This is a genomic window from Streptomyces pactum (assembly GCF_002005225.1).
Classification (GTDB): domain Bacteria; phylum Actinomycetota; class Actinomycetes; order Streptomycetales; family Streptomycetaceae; genus Streptomyces; species Streptomyces pactum_A.
On the sequence record NZ_CP019724.1, the window covers coordinates 3,632,270 to 3,649,125 of the forward strand.

The window sequence follows — 16,856 nt, forward strand, 5'->3', positions numbered from 1 at the left end:
GTCAGATCATGCCTCCGTTGGCGCGCAGGACCTGGCCGTTCACCCAGTGACCGGCGGGGCTGCCGAGGAAGGCGACCACGGCGGCGATGTCCTCCGGGGTGCCCAGCCGCTCCAGGGGCGGGGTCTTCGCGAGCTGGTCGATCTGCTCGGGGGTCTTGCCCGTGAGGAACAGGTCCGTGGCCGTGGGGCCGGGGGCCACTGCGTTCACCGTGATGTCCCGTCCGCGCAGCTCACGCGCCATGATCAGGGTCATCGCCTCCACGGCGCCCTTGCTCGCCGCGTACGCCCCGTAGGTCGGGAACTGCGTACCGACCACGGAGGTCGAGAACCCCACGAAGGAGCCCCCGGGACGCAGTCGCCGGGCCGCCTCCCGGGCGACGACGAAGGTGCCGCGGATGTTGGTGCGGTGCATGGCGTCCAGCGCCGCCAGGTCCAGGTCGGCGATGGTCGACAGGGTCATCCGGCCGGCCGAGTTCACCACCACGTCGACACCGCCGTACTCCTCCTCCGCCCGGTCGAACAGCGCGGCGACCTCCTTCTCCTCCGCCACGTCCGCCGGTACGGCGATCGCCCGCCCGCCGGCCTCGGTGACCGCCGCCACCGTCTCCTCGGCGGAGGCCGCGTCGCGGGCGTAGTTCACGACGACCGCCAGGCCGTCCTGGGCGAGCTTCCGCGACACCGCCCGGCCGATGCCCCGCGATCCGCCGGTGACGACGGCGACTCGTGCGGCCTCCGGCACGGGAGTTCGCTGATGGTTCGTGTTCGTGGTCATGCCTCAACGATGCGCGGTGCCGGCCGGCGGAGCCAGGGGATGTCATCCCATGGGTCACGGCCCCGCCCGGGCGCAGAATGGAGGGCATGAGCGCTGTGAAGTACGCCGAGATGGGAGCGTTCCTGCGTTCGCGGCGGGAGCGGATCCGACCGGCCGACGTCGGGCTTCCGGCCGGGCCCCGGCGCCGGGTGCCGGGGCTGCGGCGCGAGGAGGTCGCCCAGCTCGCCGGGGCGTCGGTGGACTACTACAACGAGCTGGAGCGCGGCGCCGGGTCCCAGCCGTCCGAGCAGATGATCGCGGCGCTGGCGAGGGCGCTGCGGCTGTCCGCCGACGAACGGGACTACCTCTACCGGCTCGCCGACCGCCCGGTGCCCGTGCAGGGCGGAGCCGCCTCGCACGTCCACCCCGGCATGCTCGACCTGCTCGGGCGCCTGACGTCGACCCCGGCACAGGTGATCACCGACCTGCACGTCACCCTCGTACAGAATCCGCTGGCCGTGGCGCTGGTCGGGGACCAGTCCGGCCTGACGGGGCCCCGGGCCAGCTTCGTCCACCGGTGGTTCACCGAGCCCGAGGCCCGGCTCCTGCACCCCGAGGCCGACCACGAGAGCCAGTCCCGCGCCTTCGTCGCCGACCTGCGGGCCGCCGCCGCGCGCAGGGACGCGAAGGACCCGGAGGCCGGCTCGATGATCCGCACGCTGCTCGGCGTCTCCCCCGAGTTCACCGAGCTGTGGGCCGACCACGACGTGGCCTTCCGGCGGGACGACCGCAAACGGATCGTCCACCCCACGCTCGGCGTCATCGAGGTCAACTGCCTCAACCTGTTCAGCGAGGACGGGCGGCAGCGCTTGCTCTGGTTCACGCCGGCCGTGGGGACGGACAGCGCGGGGCTGCTGGATCTGCTGGCGGTCGTCGGGACGCAGGAGGTCGTCGAGCCGGGGGTCAGTTCTCCGACGCGTACGGGAGGAAGTCCGCCCAGGCGGAGGGGGTGAGGGTCAGGCGGGGGCCGCCTTCTGCGTGCTTGGAGTCGCGGACGTGGATGGTGCCGGGGGTGAGGGCGAGCTCGACGCAGGAGTTTCCGTCGTTTCCGCCGCTGTAGCTGCTCTTGAACCACGCCAGCTCGGAGAGGTCCCCGGCGGTGGTCTTGCGGATCATGTTTCTCCCAGCAGTTGCTCGATGAAGGCCAGCGACTCCCCCGGAGAGAGCGCCTGAGCCCGGATGGTGCCATACCGCAACTCAAGGATGCGCAGGTGCCTGGGCTCGGCGATCGGCCGACTGTTGAAGGCGCCGTCGGAGCGTCCCACCGCCGTACCGTCCGGGAACTTCAGCAGCTCGATCCGACCGTCCAGGCCGGAGTGGGCGTCACAGCTCGTCGGCATTACCTGAAGCACGACGTTGTGCAACCGACCCACCTCCAGCAGGCGTTCAAGCTGCTCACGCCAGACCATTGTGCCGCCGATGGGTCGCCGAAGGGGGCCCTCTTCCAGGACGAAACTCAGCGCTGGGGCGGGTGAACGTTCGAAGACCGACTGCCGGGCCAGCCGGGCGGCCACCATGCGTTCCACGTCGTCCGGCGAGTAGGGCGGTTGCGCCGCTCCGATCACGGCGCGCGCGTGCTCCCGCGTCTGCAACAGTCCGGGGATGATGTGGCACTCGTACAGGGCGATCTCTACCGCCTTAGCCTCCAGCTTCCCCAGCTCCCGAACCTTCTTCGGGTACCGGACCTTCTTCACGTCCTCCCACGTCGCCGCGATGAGCCCGCCCGCGTCCAGCACCTCGTCGGCCCTGTCCAGGTACTCCTGCCGGGGAATCCGCTTGCCGCCCTCGACTTTGTATACGAGATCCTCCCCGTACCCGACCGCCACCCCGAACTCGGCGGCCCGCATCCCCACGGCCTCCCGCCGGAGCTTCAACTGCCGCCCCACCGTCGCGATGACGGCGACGCCCCACTCGTCGTCCGGGTCCACCTCCCACCCCGGCTCGTCGGACTCGTCCCTGAGCCGTCCCGTCTCCGCCTCGACCGCCGTCATCCCGCGCCCCTTCGTCGTGCTCGCAGCGTTGCCCCAGCGCCCTACCCGCACGCCCCTCCCGACAGCACCGACACCGCTGGACAACCACCGGACAGTCACCGTACGTACCCGCTGAGTCACTTCTCACGGTAAGCGCACGCCGCCACGCTGAGTGACGTGAACCAGAAATCCGCCGAACTCACGATGCCCGTCCGGAACTTCAGCGTGCAGCTCTCCCCCACGCCACGCGGCGCCCGCCTCGCCCGGCTGCTCGCGACCGAGCAGCTCCACGCCTGGGGCCTGCCCCTGGACCCGGCCCGCCAGCTCATCGCCGAACTGGCGAGCAACGCGGCGGCGCACGGACGCGTCCCCGGCCGCGATTTCCGGCTCATGCTCTACGTCGTCGGCGGCACCCTCCGTATCGAGGTCACCGACACCAGAGGCGAGCGGCTCCCCCGCCCGCGGACACCCGCCCCGGATGCGGAATCCGGCCGTGGCCTGCTGCTCGTCGAGGCGCTGGCGGACCGCTGGGGAGTAACCGAGGGGCGTTTCCCGCGCAAGACCGTCTGGGCCGAACTGCGCTGCGCGCCACCGGAACCCACCTTCTGAGGTTCCGCGCCCCGAGCAGACACCGGACGCTCTGCGGGCCGCGCTCGCAGCCGTCGACCCGGGACGCCTGCCGGAGATGCAGCCGACGAAGGACGAGGCGTCGCCAAGGCCGTCGAGTGGCAGTCGCTCAGCCCCGTGCGGAGCTGGGTCCTGGCCTGGGCCCGCGACATCGAGATCGCCCGTCGACCCGACCTTGCCGCCCGCCACGCCCATGCCAGGAACAACCTGGAGCACGAGGACGCGAACATCGCCCGCAAGGCCCTGCGAGAGCCGAGCGCCGTCCTGGACGAGGCGATGAAGACTGTACACCTGGGCTTCTGAGCACCGGCGCACGGCTCACCGTCACAGGTCCGGACCAACCTCTTGCCCCCACCCCTCCCCCGTCGCAAGCTCCCCTCATGGAGCTGGAGTTGCGGCATCTCAGGACGGTCCGGGCCATCGCCGACGCCGGGAGCCTCACCAGGGCGGCGACGGCGCTCGGCCTCGCACAGCCCGCGTTGAGCGCACAGCTCAAGCGGATCGAGCGGGCGCTGGGCGGCGCGCTGTTCGTGCGCGGACGGCACGGAGTGCGGGCCACCGCGCTCGGCGAACTGGTGCTGGAGCGGAGCCGGATCGTGCTGCCCGCGGTCACGGAGTTGCAGCGGGAGGCGGCCCGGTTCGCGCGGGCGCCGGGCACCGCGCGGCACCTCAGGCTGGGCGGCACCCACGGGCCCCTGCTGGGCGCTCTGGTGGACCGGCTGGCGGACGTGGCGCCGGACGCCCGGATGACGACCTGCACCTCCTGGTCGGAGCGGGACCTGGCCGGGCAACTCGCCGAGGGGAGGCTGGACTTCGCCCTCGCCGGGACCTGCGGCTCGGCCTCCCCGCCCGGTGCCGAGGGGCTGGTCTGGCAGGAGGTGGCCGTCGACCCGGTGTTCGTGATGGTGCCCGCCGGGCATCCGCTCGCCGACCGCGCGGAGGTGGACCTGACCGAGCTGGCGGGCGAGGAGTGGGCCTGCGTACCCGGCGACGGCTGCTTCGGCGACTGCTTCACGGCGTCGTGCGCCCGCGCCGGGTTCACACCGCGCCGCATGTACGAGACGGACACCGCGTCCCTGGTGCACCTGGTGCAGGTGGGGCGGGCGGTCGGGCTGTGCCGGGCGACCTTTCCGACGACGCCCGGCATCGTCACCCGGCCGCTCACCGGGACCCCGCTGGCGTGGCGGCACCTGCTGGGCTGGCACGCGGTGACGCAAGGCCGGGGCACCGCCGCGACCGTGCTCGCGCAGGCGCGCATGGCGCACGCGGGCGTGGCGGCGAGCAGCGACAGCTACACGGAGTGGATGGCGGCGCACCGGGTGCCCTGATCCACCCCTGGCTCCATCACTCGCCCCTGACTCCCCCACACGCCTTCCATAACGCCGGGGAGGGGGCCAACCGACGTCTTATGGCGGCCGGTCGACCCTCCCTACGGTTTCGGCACCTCCCCACCGAGACCGAGGAGATCCCCCATGCCCCACCGTCACCGACACAACAGAGCCGTGGGTGCCGCCGTCGCCGCGACGGCCGCCCTGCTCGTGGCCGGGCTCAGCGGCTCCGCGAGCGCCGGGACGGCACCCTCCGGCCCCGCCCCCACCGCGGCCGAGACCCTGCGCACCGACGCCGCGCCTCCCGCCCTGCTCAACGCCATGCGGCGCGACCTCGGCCTCGACCGGGGGCAGGCCGAGCGCCGCCTCGTCAACGAGGCAGAGGCGGGCGCCACCGCGGGCCGGCTCCGCGCCGCGCTCGGCGGTGACTTCGCCGGGGCGTGGGTGCGGGGCGCCGAGTCCGGCACGCTGACCGTGGCGACGACGGACGCCGCCGACATCGCGGCGATCGAGGCGCGGGGCGCCGTGGCCAAGGTCGTACGGCACTCGCTGGCCGACCTGGAGGCGGCCAGGTCCCGGCTGGACCGGGCCGCCGCCGCCCGGGACACCACCGACGCACCGGTCCGGTACGTCGACGTGCGGACGAACACGGTCACCGTGCAGGCCGTACGGCCGTCCGCGGCCCGCGCCCTGCTCGACGCGGCCGGTGTCGACGCCGGACTCGCCCGGGTCGAGAAGTCGCCCGGCAAGCCCCGTCCGCTGTACGACCTGCGGGGCGGCGAGGCGTACTACATCAACAACAGCGGGCGCTGCTCGATCGGCTTCCCCGTCACCAAGGGCAGCCGGCAGGGCTTCGCCACCGCCGGTCACTGCGGGCGGACCGGGGCGAGCACGAGCGGCGCCAACCGGGTGGCCCAGGGCACCTTCCAGGGCTCGGTCTTCCCCGGCCGTGACATGGCGTGGGTGGCCACCAACTCCAGTTGGACGGCGACCCCGTACGTCAACGGCGCCGGCGGTCAGAACGTACAGGTGACCGGGTCCACCCAGGCGCCGGTCGGGGCGTCCGTGTGCCGTTCCGGTTCCACCACCGGCTGGCACTGCGGCACCATCCAGCAGCACAACACCAGCGTGACCTACCCCGAGGGCACCATCAGCGGCGTCACCCGCACCACGGTGTGCGCCGAGCCCGGCGACTCGGGCGGCTCGTACATCTCCGGCAGCCAGGCGCAGGGCGTCACCTCGGGCGGCTCCGGTGACTGCCGCAGCGGCGGCACGACGTTCTACCAGCCGATCAACCCGCTGCTCCAGAACTACGGCCTCACCCTGAGGACGACCGGCGACGACGGCGGCCCCGACGACCCGCCGCCCGGTGAGGGCGGCACCTGGGCGGTCGGCACCGTCTACCAGGCGGGCGACACGGTGACGTACGGCGGCGCCACCTACCGCTGCCTCCAGGGCCACCAGGCGTACCGGGGCTGGGAGCCGCCGAACGTCCCGGCGCTGTGGCAGCGCGTGTGAGCGGCTGAGTGACCCACGGGGAACGGCCCCCGGGGACGGCCCGCGGGGGGACGGCCCACGGGGGACGACGGGGACGGGCCCGGGTGCGCGGAGGGAGCGCGCCCGGGCCCGTCCCCGATCACGCGATCACGCGGTCACGCCGGTCGCTTCGGCCGCTTCGGCCGGCTCGGTCACATCGGTCACATCGGCCACATCGGTCAGGTGCGGGTGACCGTCCCGCAGCCCTCGTGCTCCGTCGCCCCCACGGCCTGACTGCGGTCGTACGGGTCGGCGGCCGGCCCCGTGGCCGGGGCGCCCGTGGCGCGTGCCTCGGGGAAGACGGGGTGCAGGTAGCCGTCGTACACCTCGCACGCGTTGTTGTACGTCTCGACGTTGTAGGTCTTGATGGCGAGTTTGCCCCGGGTCGCGATCCACCGGTCGGGGTCCAGCAGCAGCGTCGTGATGTCACGGCGCACGATGGTGCGCTCGACGTGGTCGCCCCCGCCGGATCGTACGAGGGGGTACACGAAGGTGTAGTCGGCGTGCACCTCGATCTCGCCCGGGTCCCCGGCGGCGAACGACATGTGCCCGCGCACCTTGACCACGTCGCCCGCGAGCCGCACGTCGTCCGGTGCGAACCGGCTGAAGAGGCCGACCGGATCGTGTTCGCGCGTCGGCTCGCGCAGCGCCCGCCGCAGGTCCGGCAGCAGATCCGGTGCCTCGGGGTCGAGCAGGGCCAGCGCCTTCTCGGGCCGTCCGCCCGCGATCACGGCGGGGTCGAGGTTGGCGGCGACCAGGAACTCCTTGGTACGCCGCAGGGCCAGCTCCACGTCGGCCTTGCTCATCCCGGCGACCGCCTTGGCCGCCGGCAGCTCGATGGCCTCCGCCCCGTCGGCCCAGCGCAGGGCGGGCGAGCCGCGGAACGGACGTTCACGGGTGGGTCCGCCGGCCCCGGCCACCTGGCCGGGGGCCCCGGAGGGCAGCGCCGTCTCGGCGGGCAGCGGCGTCGGGGAGGCGGCGGCCTCGGGTCCCCCGCCGGGAAGGCGGTCCGTCACCAGCGAGGGGCGCACGGCGACCGCGGCCAACGCCACGGCCAGCGCCACCCCGATCACCGCGCCGGCCCGGCGGCGTCGCGTGCGGGTGCCGTTCATCTCCTGCCACGCGGGGCCGGTGCGCCAGCCCTCCGGGGTCCCGGCCGACGCCCCCGCCGTCCTCCGCTTCCGGCGCGGCCACTTTCCGCGACCGCCACCGCCCGGCGCCCGCCGCGCCGCCTCCTCCTGCGCCCTCAGCCGTGCGGTCACCATCCGCGCCCGGGCCGACGGCTCCTCGGGCGCCGGTGCGCCACCGCCTTCGGCGGCCTCGCGGAGGAACGACTCCAGCTCGTCGTCGGATATGGAGGGGGACGGTCTGTCCGACGCGTCGTCCGGGCGCTCGTCGGGCGGGACGGTACTCACGAATTCACTCTCTTCGACGGTCACAAAGGCGTTGACCAGTGTTTCCTCCCCTTGCAGGGGACGCACAGCGTCGTGGGGGAAACGTGATGCAACCGGTGCGGCTCCGAAAGCCGTCCGTACGGGCCCGAAAGCCGTCCCCGCGGGCCCGGAAGCCGTCCCCGCGGGCCCGGAAGCCGTTCAGGCCCGCAGATACGTCAGGACGGCCAGCACCCTGCGGTGCGTCCCGTCCGCCGGGGGCAGGTCGAGCTTGGTGAGGATGCTGCCGATGTGCTTGCCCACCGCCGCCTCGGAGACGACCAGTTCACGGGCGATGGCGCCGTTGGACCTGCCCTCGGCGATCAGGGCCAGCACCTCCCGCTCGCGCGGACTGAGGCGCTCCAGGGGGTCCCGGCGGCGGCGCAGCAACTGGCGTACCACCTCCGGGTCGACGACCGTGCCGCCGTCCGCCACCTCGGCCAGCGCGTCGACGAACTCCTCGACCTGGCCGACGCGGTCCTTCAGCAGATAGCCGACGCCCGTGCCGTCGCCGGAGTCCAGCAGCTCGGCGGCGTAGGCGCGTTGCACGTACTGGCTGAGGACGAGGACGGGCAGGGTGGGGCGCCCCTCGCGCAGCCGCACCGCCGCGTGCAGGCCCTCGTCCTGGAAGCCGGGCGGCATGCGGACGTCCGTCACGACGACGTCCGGGGCGTGCTCCTCCACGGCCGCGACGAGTGCCTCCGCGTCGCCGACGGCCGCCACCACCTCGTGTCCGCAGCGGCCGAGCAGGCCGGTCAGACCGTCCCGCAGCAGCACGCTGTCCTCCGCCAGCACTACGCGAAGCGTTCGGTCCACTCGCAAGGAATCTCCACGCGCAACAGGGTCGGTCCGCCCGGCGGACTGGACAGGGAGAGTCTGCCATCCAGTACGGACACCCGGTCGGCGAGGCCGGTCAGTCCGCTGCCCGCACCGGCCTCCGCGCCACCCCGGCCGTCGTCCCGGACCTGGAGGAACAGCCGTCCGTCGCGGTGCCCGCCGGTCACCTCCGCGCGGGACGCGCCGCTGTGCCTGGCGACGTTGGCGAGGGCCTCGCAGACCACGAAGTAGGCGGCGGCCTCCACTGCCCGGGGTGGCCGGCCGGGCAGCTCCAGGCGTACATCCACGGGGACGGCCGACCGGTCGGCGGCGTCCTCGACGGCCGCCTGGAGGCCGTAGTCGACGAGCACCTTGGGATGGATGCCGTGGATCAGCTCGCGCAGTTCCGCCAACGCCTTCCCCGCCTCCTGGTGGGCCTTGGCCAGTTGGTCGGCGAGCGGGCCGGGCGGGGCGTCGAGGCGGGCCAGGCCGAGGGCCATCGTCAGGGCGACGAGACGCTGCTGGGCGCCGTCGTGCAGGTCGCGTTCGATCCGGCGCCGCTCGGCCTCGAAGGCGTCCACCAACCGCACGCGGGAACGGGCGAGTTCGACGACCCTGGCGCCCAGGTCGCCGTCGCGTGCGGCGCCGACGAGCACGCGGGTGAGTTCGGCCCGCGCGCCCGCGGCCAGGCCCAGCGCGTAGGCGCCCAGGGCGAGCAGGAACAGCCCGAGCACCGCCGCCGCGAACGCGGCCGGCCAGGTGGTGACCATCCACCGCTTGAGCACTTTCGCCTCCTCGCCGTCGCCGACGGTGGCCATCAGCAGCGGGGTGGCGACGGTGGCGAGCGGCAGCACCAGCGCGGCGGTGACGACGAGGGCGTCCACCGGCCAGAGCACGACGGCGTACAGCAGGGCGTGGCCGAGCTCCCGCCAGGTCGCCCGCTCCCGCAGCCGGGTGACCAGCCAGGGCCAGGGGCCGGTGGCGGGGGGCTGCCGCCGGTGCCGGAGGGGAACGGGGTCGCGGTCGACCAGGCGCAGCCGGCGGCGTTCCGCCTGGGCGACGGGGATGCCCGCGAGGGCGGTGAGCACCAGGAGCGGCAGCCCCACCACGACGACGGCGAGGACGCCGCCGATGGCCAACGCGAGCACGAGGCCCACCAGAATCGCGGCGCCGGCCAGCGCGCCGGTCGCCAGGTAGGCGGACGCGCGCCAGGGCCACGCCGACAGCAGGTAGCCGGGGCCGGACATGGCCTGCCACACGTTCCGAGGATGCATGCGGCTCACCGTAGAACTCCCGCGCACGGCGGGACCATCCGCTCAGGGGGCCTGCCGGGGGTATGGCCTGCCCCACCCCGGCTCTCGCCCCTGCCGCACTGCGCCGAGGTGCCCGGGGACGGTTGTGTGGAGCCACAGACGACAAGTGACCTCGGCCTCGCCGGTCGTACGGTCCCGCACCGCCGCCCCGCCCGGAACGCGGGAGGTCCGACCAGGAAGTGGGCACACATGAACGACGACGCGATCCGGTTGCGCTCCGTCAGCAGACGCTACGGGGCGGGCGACAGCGCCGTGACCGCCCTCGACGACGTCTCCCTCGCCTTCCCCAGGGGCACGTTCACCGCCGTGATGGGCCCCTCCGGCTCGGGCAAGTCGACGCTGCTGCAGTGCGCCGCCGGCCTGGACCGGCCCACGTCGGGATCGGTCGCCCTCGGCGGCACCGAGCTGACCGGGCTGAGCGAGAGAAGGCTGACCCTGCTGCGCCGCGAGCGCGTCGGCTTCGTCTTCCAGGCGTTCAACCTGCTGCCGTCGCTGACCGCCGAGCAGAACGTCGCGCTCCCCCTGCGCCTGGCCGGCCGCCGCCCGCCCGGGGGCCGGGTGCGCGAGGTGCTCGCCCAGGTCGGCCTCGGCGACCGGGCCCGCCACCGGCCCGCGGAGCTGTCCGGCGGCCAGCAGCAGCGCGTCGCCCTGGCCCGCGCGCTGATCACCCGCCCCGAGGTCCTCTTCGGCGACGAGCCGACCGGCGCGCTGGACTCGCGGACCGGCCGTGAGGTGCTGACGCTGCTGCGCGGGATGGTCGACCGCGAGGGCCAGACGGTCGTCATGGTCACGCACGACCCGGTGGCCGCCTCCTACGCCGACCGTGTGCTCTTCCTGGTCGACGGCCGGGTCGAGACCGAACTGACCGGCGCGGACGCCGGGGCCATCGCCGCCCGCATGACCCGCCTGGAGGCCGCCCCGTGCTGAGCGCCGCCCTGCGCACCCTGCGTTCCCGCTGGGTCACCTTCCTCGGCAGCTTCGTCGCGCTGTCGCTCGGCGTCGCCCTGCTCGCCGTCACGGGGCTGGCCCTGGCCTCCTCGCTGGACGCGCCCGACCGCGCTCCGGAACGCTTCGCCGCCGCGCCGGTCGTGGTCCGGGGGCAGGACACCCTGCGGGTGGCGACGCCGGTCGGCGACCGTACGGAGGAGCTCGCGCGGCCGCGTGCCGTGCCGGCCCCGACGGTGGCCGGGCTGAAGCGGCTCGGCACGGTCGTCGAGGACCGGTCCTTCCCGCTGCGGGCTCCCGGCGGGCCCGCCGGCCTGGTGGGCCACCCCTGGTCCACCGCCGCGTTCGCCCCGTACACCCTCGACGCGGGCCGTGCTCCCCGCACCGCCGACGAGGTCGTCGTCACCGGCGGCTGGGCCGCGCCGGGCCGGCGGGTGCGGACGGACCGCGGCACCGTGCGAGTGGTGGGCACCGTGGCCGACCGGGGTTTCGAGGACGCCGTGTTCTTCACCGACGCACGGGCCGCCCGGCTCGCCCCGCTCAGCGTGCAGTTGGTGGTCGACGCGGCCGAGCCCGCCGTGCGGGACGCGGTACGCGGCAGCGCCGGGGTCCGGGTGCTCACCGGGGACGACCGGCGGTACGCCGACGCCGATCCCGACCGGGACACCGAGGCGCTGACCGCGATGAACGCCCTGTTCGGCACGGCCGGCGGCGTCACCGCGTTCGTCTCGGTGTTCGTGGTGGCGTCCACGTTCGCCTTCACGGTCGCCCAGCGGCGCCGGGAGTTCGGGCTGCTGCGCACGGCCGGGGCCACGCCCGGCCAGATCCGCCGCACGGTGTTCGCCGAGGCCCTCGTCGTCGGCGTCCTCGCCTCGGCCGCGGGCTGCGTGCTCGGCGGGTACGGCGCGCCGTGGCTGGCCCACCGGGTGGCCGAGGAGGGGCTGGCGCCGGCCTGGTTCACCATCGGCGACCACACCTGGCCGTACCACACGGCCTTCTGGACCGGGCTCCTGGTCGCCCTGTGCGGTGTGGTCGCGGCGTCCTGGCGGGCCGGACGCACGAGCCCCGCCGAGGCGCTGCGCGAGGCGACCGTGGACGCCCGGTCGATGACCCCGGGCCGTTGGCTGTCCGGTCTCGGGCTGCTGCTGACCGCGCTGGTGACCCTCGGCGTCGCCCTGGCCGGCGACCCCGGCGACCTGCTGCACCGCAAGACCTACGTGCTCCGGCCCATGCTGCTGATCACCGCGGTCGCGCTGCTCGCCCCGGCCGTGGTGCGTCCGCTGACCCGGCTGCTGGCCTGGCTGCCGGCCCGACTGCCCGGCGCCGCGGGCATGCTGGTGCGCGAGAACACCGCCGCCGGGGTACGCCGCACCGCGGCCGTCGCCGCGCCCGTGCTGGTCACGGTCGCCCTGGCGGGCTCCCTGCTGGGCGCCACCGCGACGCTGAACGAGGCGAAGGCCACCGAGACCCGCGAGCGGACCGGCGCCGACTTCGTGATCACCGCGCCGGACGGCGATACCGGCTTCGACGCGCGGACGGTGGAGCGGCTGCGCGCCGTGCCCGGGACCGCCGAGGTGTCCGCGACCTCGTCGAGCGCGGTGTACGTCCTGGAGGAGGGCGTGGCGCTGATCAGGTCCGACGCCCGTGCCGTCACCGGCCCCGGGGCCCTCGCCGCCACCGCACGGCTGCCGCTCGCCGCGGGGAGCGTGTCCGGCCTCGACGACCGTTCGATCATCGTCAACGAGGAGTGGGAGCGGCACACCGTCGGCGAGAAGGTGCGGGTCTGGCTCGGGGACGGCACGGAGAAGACCCTGCGCGTCGCCGCCGTGATGCACACCGGCACCGGCGGCAACGGCGTCTACGTCACCGCCGCCAACGCCCCCGGCGCCCCCGTCGACCGGGTGGACGTCACCCTCGCCGACGGCGCCGGCTCCGAGGCCGTGGCCGCGGGGCTGCGCGAGGCGGTGCGGCAGGCCGGCGGCCGGGTGTCCGGCGCGGACGAGTGGGTCGCGGCCGCCCGTACACAGACCAACCGCCCGACCCGGGTGGGCCTGCTGATGATCCTCGGCATCGCCCTGCTCTACACGGGCATCTCCCTGGTCAACACGATGGTGATGGCCACCTCCGACCGGGTCCGCGACCTGGCGGTGCTGCGCCTGGCCGGGGCCACCGACGGTCAGCTCCTGCGGCTGGTGGCGGCCGAGTCCCTGACCGTCGTGGCGGTCGGCGCGCTCCTGGGGCTGCTCGCCGCCGGGGTCAACCTGGCGGGCATGTGGGCGGTGCTGGGACTGCTCTCGGTGCGCCCCACGGTGGTGCTGCCGTGGACGGCGATCGGGACGGCCGTGGGTGCCTGCGCGGTGGCGGCGGTGCTCGCCTCGGTCGCCCCCGCCGCCGTTGCCCTGCGCCGCCGCGCGGTGGCACTGGCGGGCACGAAGTCGTGAAAAGGCGAAGGAGCCCGAAAAAGCGAAGGAGCCCGTACGACCGAAGTCGTACGGGCCCCTTCTCAGGCATCAGCCCATGTCAGGTCATCGGACCGACAAGCAAGCGGAGCTTACTTGTTGATCTTGGTGACCTGGCCGGCGCCCACGGTCCGGCCACCCTCACGGATGGCGAACTTCAGGCCCTCTTCCATGGCGACGGGCTGGATGAGCTCCACCTTCATCTCGGTGTTGTCACCCGGCATGACCATCTCGGTGCCCTCGGGGAGGGTCACGACGCCGGTCACGTCCGTCGTACGGAAGTAGAACTGCGGACGGTAGTTGTTGAAGAAGGGGGTGTGACGGCCACCCTCGTCCTTCGACAGGATGTAGGCCTGGGCCTCGAACTCGGTGTGCGGCGTGACCGAACCGGGCTTGATGATGACCTGGCCGCGCTCGACGTCCTCGCGCTTGATGCCACGGAGGAGCAGACCGACGTTCTCACCGGCCTGGCCCTCGTCGAGGAGCTTGCGGAACATCTCGATGCCGGTGACCGTGGTGGTGGTCTTCTCGGTCTTGATGCCGATGATGTCGACGGTCTCGTTGACCTTGAGGACACCACGCTCGATGCGGCCGGTGACGACCGTACCGCGACCGGTGATGGTGAAGACGTCCTCGATCGGCATCAGGAACGGCTTGTCGACGTCGCGCTCGGGCTCCGGGATGGACTCGTCCACGGCCTTCATGAGCTCGAGGACCGAGTTGCCCCACTCCTTGTCGCCCTCGAGCGCCTTCAGAGCGGAGACCTTGACGACCGGCAGGTCGTCGCCCGGGAACTCGTACTCGGAGAGGAGCTCGCGCACCTCGAGCTCGACGAGCTCCAGGATCTCCTCGTCGTCCACCATGTCGGCCTTGTTCAGCGCGACGACGATGTACGGAACGCCGACCTGGCGGGCCAGGAGCACGTGCTCCTTGGTCTGCGGCATCGGGCCGTCGGTGGCGGCGACCACGAGGATGGCACCGTCCATCTGCGCCGCACCCGTGATCATGTTCTTGATGTAGTCCGCGTGACCGGGGCAGTCGACGTGGGCGTAGTGACGCGTCTCGGTCTGGTACTCGACGTGCGCGATCGAGATCGTGATACCGCGCTGGCGCTCCTCGGGAGCCTTGTCGATCTGGTCGAAGGCCGAGGCCTCGTTCAGCTCGGGGTACGCGTCATGCAGCACCTTGGTAATGGCGGCCGTGAGGGTCGTCTTACCGTGGTCGATGTGACCGATGGTGCCGATGTTGACGTGCGGCTTAGTCCGCTCGAACTTCGCCTTCGCCACTGGGGTCCTCCTGTGGAGTGGTTCTGTACGCCTTACTCATCGGCGCCAGGTGATCTTTGCTGGAAAGCCCGGGTGCCGGGGGCATTCCACCGGGTTCACGGCGGAATGCCCCATGCAGGCTCCGGGGTCAAGCCTAAAGCGTGCGGACGGGGTCCGTTAAACGGAGTAGTCCGTTACTCGCCCTTGGCCTTCGCGATGATCTCCTCGGCGACGTTCCGGGGAACCTCGGCGTAGGAGTCGAACTGCATCGAGTAGCTCGCGCGACCCGACGTCTTGCTGCGGAGGTCGCCGACGTAGCCGAACATCTCCGAGAGGGGCACGAGGCCCTTCACGACGCGGGCACCCATCCGCTCCTCCATGGCCTGGATCTGGCCACGGCGGGAGTTGATGTCGCCGATGACCTCACCCATGTAGTCCTCGGGCGTGGTGACCTCGACGGACATCATCGGCTCCATGAGCACGGGCGAAGCCTTGCGCGCGGCCTCCTTGAACGCCTGCGAACCGGCGATCTTGAACGCCAGCTCGGAGGAGTCGACCTCGTGGTAGCCGCCGTCGATGAGCGTGACGCGGACGCCCGTCATCTCGTAGCCGGCCAGGATGCCGAACTGCATGGCCTCCTGGGCACCGGCGTCCACCGAAGGGATGTACTCCTTCGGGATACGGCCACCGGTCACCTTGTTCACGAACTCGTACGAGGCGTCGCCGCCCTCGATCGGCTCGATCGCGATCTGCACCTTGGCGAACTGACCGGTACCACCGGTCTGCTTCTTGTGGGTGTAGTCCACGCGCTCGACGGCCTTGCGGATCGTCTCACGGTACGCGACCTGGGGCTTGCCGACGTTGGCCTCGACCCGGAACTCACGGCGCATGCGGTCGACCAGCACCTCGAGGTGCAGCTCGCCCATACCGCCGATGATGGTCTGGCCGGTCTCCTCGTCGGAGTGGACCTGGAACGACGGGTCCTCCTCGGCCAGACGCTGGATCGCGACGCCGAGCTTCTCCTGGTCGCCCTTCGACTTGGGCTCGATGGCGACCTCGATGACCGGCGCCGGGAAGTCCATGGACTCCAGGATGACCGGGTTCTTGTCGTCGGACAGCGTCTCACCGGTGGTGGTCTGCTTCAGGCCCATGACGGCGACGATGTCGCCGGCGCCCACCGACTCGATCTCCTCACGCTTGTTGGCGTGCATGCGGTAGATCTTGCCGATGCGCTCCTTCTTGCCCTTGACGGGGTTCAGCACGGCGGTGCCGGACACCAGGCGGCCCGAGTAGACCCGGACGAAGGTGAGCTTGCCGAGGTGCGGGTCGCTCATGATCTTGAACGCGAGCGCGGCCAGCGGCTCGTCCTCGGACGGCTTGCGCTTGACGACGACCTCGGGGTCCTTGACGTCGTGGCCCTCGATGGCCTCGACGTCGAGCGGGGTCGGCAGGTAGCGCACGACCGCGTCGAGCAGGGGCTGGACGCCCTTGTTCTTGAACGCGGTGCCGCAGAACACCGGGGTGACCGTGGTGTCGCTGGACTTGCCGGACGCGATGGTGATGCGACGGATCGCGGCGTAGAGCTGCTCCTCGGTGGGCTCCTGGCCCTCCAGGAACAGCTCCATGATCTCTTCGTCGTTCTCCGCGACGCCCTCGACCAGCTTGCCGCGCCACTCCTCGGCGGCCTCGGTGTGCGTGGCCGGGATGTCGACGGTGTCGTACATCTCGCCCTTGGCCGCGTCGGCGGACCACACGAGCGCCTTCATGCGGACCAGGTCCACGACGCCCTTGAAGTCGGCCTCGGCGCCGATCGGGAGCTGCATGACCAGCGGCTGGGCACCCAGGCGGTCCGAGATCATCTCCACGCAGCGGTGGAACTCGGCGCCGGTACGGTCCAGCTTGTTGACGAAGCAGATGCGCGGCACGCCGTAACGGTCGGCCTGACGCCACACCGTCTCGGACTGCGGCTCGACACCGGCGACACCGTCGAACACGGTCACGGCACCGTCGAGCACGCGCAGGGAGCGCTCCACCTCTACGGTGAAGTCGACGTGCCCCGGGGTGTCGATGATGTTGATCGTGTAGTCGTTGTCCTCGAGCGGCCAGTGGCAGGTGGTCGCAGCAGACGTGATCGTGATGCCACGCTCCTGCTCCTGCTCCATCCAGTCCATCGTGGCGGCGCCGTCGTGGACCTCACCGATCTTGTACGACACACCCGTGTAGAACAGGATCCGCTCGGTGGTGGTCGTCTTGCCCGCGTCGATGTGGGCCATGATCCCGATGTTGCGGACCTTGGCCAGGTCAAGTGAAGTGGTAGCCATAAGGCTTCAGTCTTCTCTCGGTCTCGATGTGGGTA

General features: G+C 72.5%; 14 protein-coding genes and 1 pseudogene. 7 read left to right on the forward strand and 8 right to left on the reverse strand.

Annotated features, from left to right (window positions below; all coding sequences use genetic code 11):
* Nucleotide 1 precedes the first annotated feature (1 nt).
* Nucleotides 2-772: an SDR family oxidoreductase gene (locus B1H29_RS14990; protein WP_055418373.1), complete on the reverse strand. Its 771-nt coding sequence runs from the start codon at nt 770-772 to the stop codon at nt 2-4.
* A gap of 77 nt (nt 773-849) precedes the next feature.
* On the opposite strand from B1H29_RS14990, the gene B1H29_RS14995 reads away from it, so the two are divergent.
* Nucleotides 850-1,764: a helix-turn-helix transcriptional regulator gene (locus B1H29_RS14995; protein ID WP_199832340.1), complete on the forward strand. Its 915-nt coding sequence runs from the start codon at nt 850-852 to the stop codon at nt 1,762-1,764.
* On the opposite strand, the gene B1H29_RS15000 is transcribed toward B1H29_RS14995, so the two are convergent.
* A complete protein-coding gene (locus B1H29_RS15000) occupies nt 1,715-1,927 on the reverse strand; it encodes a DUF397 domain-containing protein (protein WP_055418375.1) in 213 nt (70 codons plus the stop codon). The two genes, B1H29_RS14995 and B1H29_RS15000, sit on opposite strands and share 50 nt — an antisense overlap.
* Nucleotides 1,924-2,802 carry a helix-turn-helix domain-containing protein gene (locus B1H29_RS15005; RefSeq protein ID WP_055418376.1) on the reverse strand — a complete coding sequence of 293 codons (879 nt, stop codon included), beginning with the start codon at nt 2,800-2,802 and terminating at the stop codon, nt 1,924-1,926. The genes B1H29_RS15000 and B1H29_RS15005 overlap by 4 nt, the downstream gene beginning before the upstream one ends.
* A 156-nt stretch (nt 2,803-2,958) precedes the next feature.
* On the opposite strand from B1H29_RS15005, the gene B1H29_RS15010 reads away from it, so the two are divergent.
* The 4 genes and pseudogenes from B1H29_RS15010 to B1H29_RS15025 all read left to right on the forward strand — a co-directional run bounded on the left by B1H29_RS15010 (nt 2,959) and on the right by B1H29_RS15025 (nt 6,254).
* A complete protein-coding gene (locus tag B1H29_RS15010; RefSeq protein WP_079160232.1) occupies nt 2,959-3,390 on the forward strand; it encodes an ATP-binding protein in 432 nt (143 codons plus the stop codon).
* A gap of 31 nt (nt 3,391-3,421) precedes the next feature.
* Nucleotides 3,422-3,711: pseudogene (locus B1H29_RS15015) on the forward strand (hypothetical protein).
* A 77-nt stretch (nt 3,712-3,788) separates the two neighbouring features.
* Entirely contained in the window at nt 3,789-4,736 is a 948-nt protein-coding gene (locus B1H29_RS15020; RefSeq protein ID WP_055418377.1) for a LysR family transcriptional regulator, read from the forward strand.
* 144 nt (nt 4,737-4,880) lie between these two features.
* Nucleotides 4,881-6,254, forward strand: coding sequence for a carbohydrate-binding protein (locus B1H29_RS15025; protein ID WP_055418378.1), 1,374 nt, complete (start codon nt 4,881-4,883; stop codon nt 6,252-6,254).
* Nucleotides 6,255-6,451: 197 nt separating this feature from the next.
* Here the strand turns inward: B1H29_RS15025 and B1H29_RS15030 are convergent, their stop codons facing one another.
* The 3 genes from B1H29_RS15030 to B1H29_RS15040 all read right to left on the reverse strand — a co-directional run bounded on the left by B1H29_RS15030 (nt 6,452) and on the right by B1H29_RS15040 (nt 9,792).
* Nucleotides 6,452-7,687: a hypothetical protein gene (locus B1H29_RS15030; RefSeq protein WP_055418963.1), complete on the reverse strand. Its 1,236-nt coding sequence runs from the start codon at nt 7,685-7,687 to the stop codon at nt 6,452-6,454.
* Between the two features lie 177 nt (nt 7,688-7,864).
* Nucleotides 7,865-8,497 carry a response regulator transcription factor gene (locus B1H29_RS15035; protein WP_055418379.1) on the reverse strand — a complete coding sequence of 211 codons (633 nt, stop codon included), beginning with the start codon at nt 8,495-8,497 and terminating at the stop codon, nt 7,865-7,867.
* Nucleotides 8,497-9,792: a sensor histidine kinase gene (locus B1H29_RS15040; RefSeq protein ID WP_055418964.1), complete on the reverse strand. Its 1,296-nt coding sequence runs from the start codon at nt 9,790-9,792 to the stop codon at nt 8,497-8,499. Before B1H29_RS15040 ends, B1H29_RS15035 begins: the two co-directional genes overlap by 1 nt.
* 228 nt (nt 9,793-10,020) lie before the next feature.
* Between B1H29_RS15040 and B1H29_RS15045 the strand changes: the two genes are divergently transcribed.
* Together B1H29_RS15045 and B1H29_RS15050 are read left to right on the forward strand one after the other, a co-directional pair.
* Nucleotides 10,021-10,758: an ABC transporter ATP-binding protein gene (locus tag B1H29_RS15045; RefSeq protein ID WP_055418380.1), complete on the forward strand. Its 738-nt coding sequence runs from the start codon at nt 10,021-10,023 to the stop codon at nt 10,756-10,758.
* On the forward strand, nt 10,752-13,217 hold the full coding sequence (locus tag B1H29_RS15050) for an FtsX-like permease family protein (protein ID WP_055418381.1): 2,466 nt from the start codon (nt 10,752-10,754) through the stop codon (nt 13,215-13,217). Before B1H29_RS15045 ends, B1H29_RS15050 begins: the two co-directional genes overlap by 7 nt.
* A gap of 110 nt (nt 13,218-13,327) precedes the next feature.
* Here the strand turns inward: B1H29_RS15050 and tuf are convergent, their stop codons facing one another.
* Both tuf and fusA read right to left on the reverse strand, forming a co-directional pair.
* The gene (gene tuf / locus B1H29_RS15055) at nt 13,328-14,521 is read right to left on the reverse strand and encodes an elongation factor Tu (protein ID WP_055418382.1); all 1,194 of its coding nucleotides are present in this window, start codon (nt 14,519-14,521) and stop codon (nt 13,328-13,330) included.
* A gap of 173 nt (nt 14,522-14,694) precedes the next feature.
* Complete coding sequence (gene fusA / locus B1H29_RS15060; protein ID WP_055418383.1) at nt 14,695-16,821, reverse strand: elongation factor G; 2,127 nt, start codon at nt 16,819-16,821, stop codon at nt 14,695-14,697.
* Nucleotides 16,822-16,856 lie beyond the last annotated feature (35 nt).

Coding starts and splice junctions, on each gene's coding strand:
- B1H29_RS14995 (WP_199832340.1), top strand. CDS start 850: ATGGAGGGCATGAGCGCTGTGAAGTACGCCGAGATGGGAGCGTTCCTG.
- B1H29_RS15025 (WP_055418378.1), top strand. CDS start 4,881: ATGCCCCACCGTCACCGACACAACAGAGCCGTGGGTGCCGCCGTCGCC.
- fusA (WP_055418383.1), bottom strand. CDS start 16,821: ATGGCTACCACTTCACTTGACCTGGCCAAGGTCCGCAACATCGGGATC.
- B1H29_RS14990 (WP_055418373.1), bottom strand. CDS start 772: ATGACCACGAACACGAACCATCAGCGAACTCCCGTGCCGGAGGCCGCA.
- B1H29_RS15000 (WP_055418375.1), bottom strand. CDS start 1,927: ATGATCCGCAAGACCACCGCCGGGGACCTCTCCGAGCTGGCGTGGTTC.
- B1H29_RS15040 (WP_055418964.1), bottom strand. CDS start 9,792: ATGCATCCTCGGAACGTGTGGCAGGCCATGTCCGGCCCCGGCTACCTG.
- B1H29_RS15005 (WP_055418376.1), bottom strand. CDS start 2,802: ATGACGGCGGTCGAGGCGGAGACGGGACGGCTCAGGGACGAGTCCGAC.
- B1H29_RS15045 (WP_055418380.1), top strand. CDS start 10,021: ATGAACGACGACGCGATCCGGTTGCGCTCCGTCAGCAGACGCTACGGG.
- B1H29_RS15020 (WP_055418377.1), top strand. CDS start 3,789: ATGGAGCTGGAGTTGCGGCATCTCAGGACGGTCCGGGCCATCGCCGAC.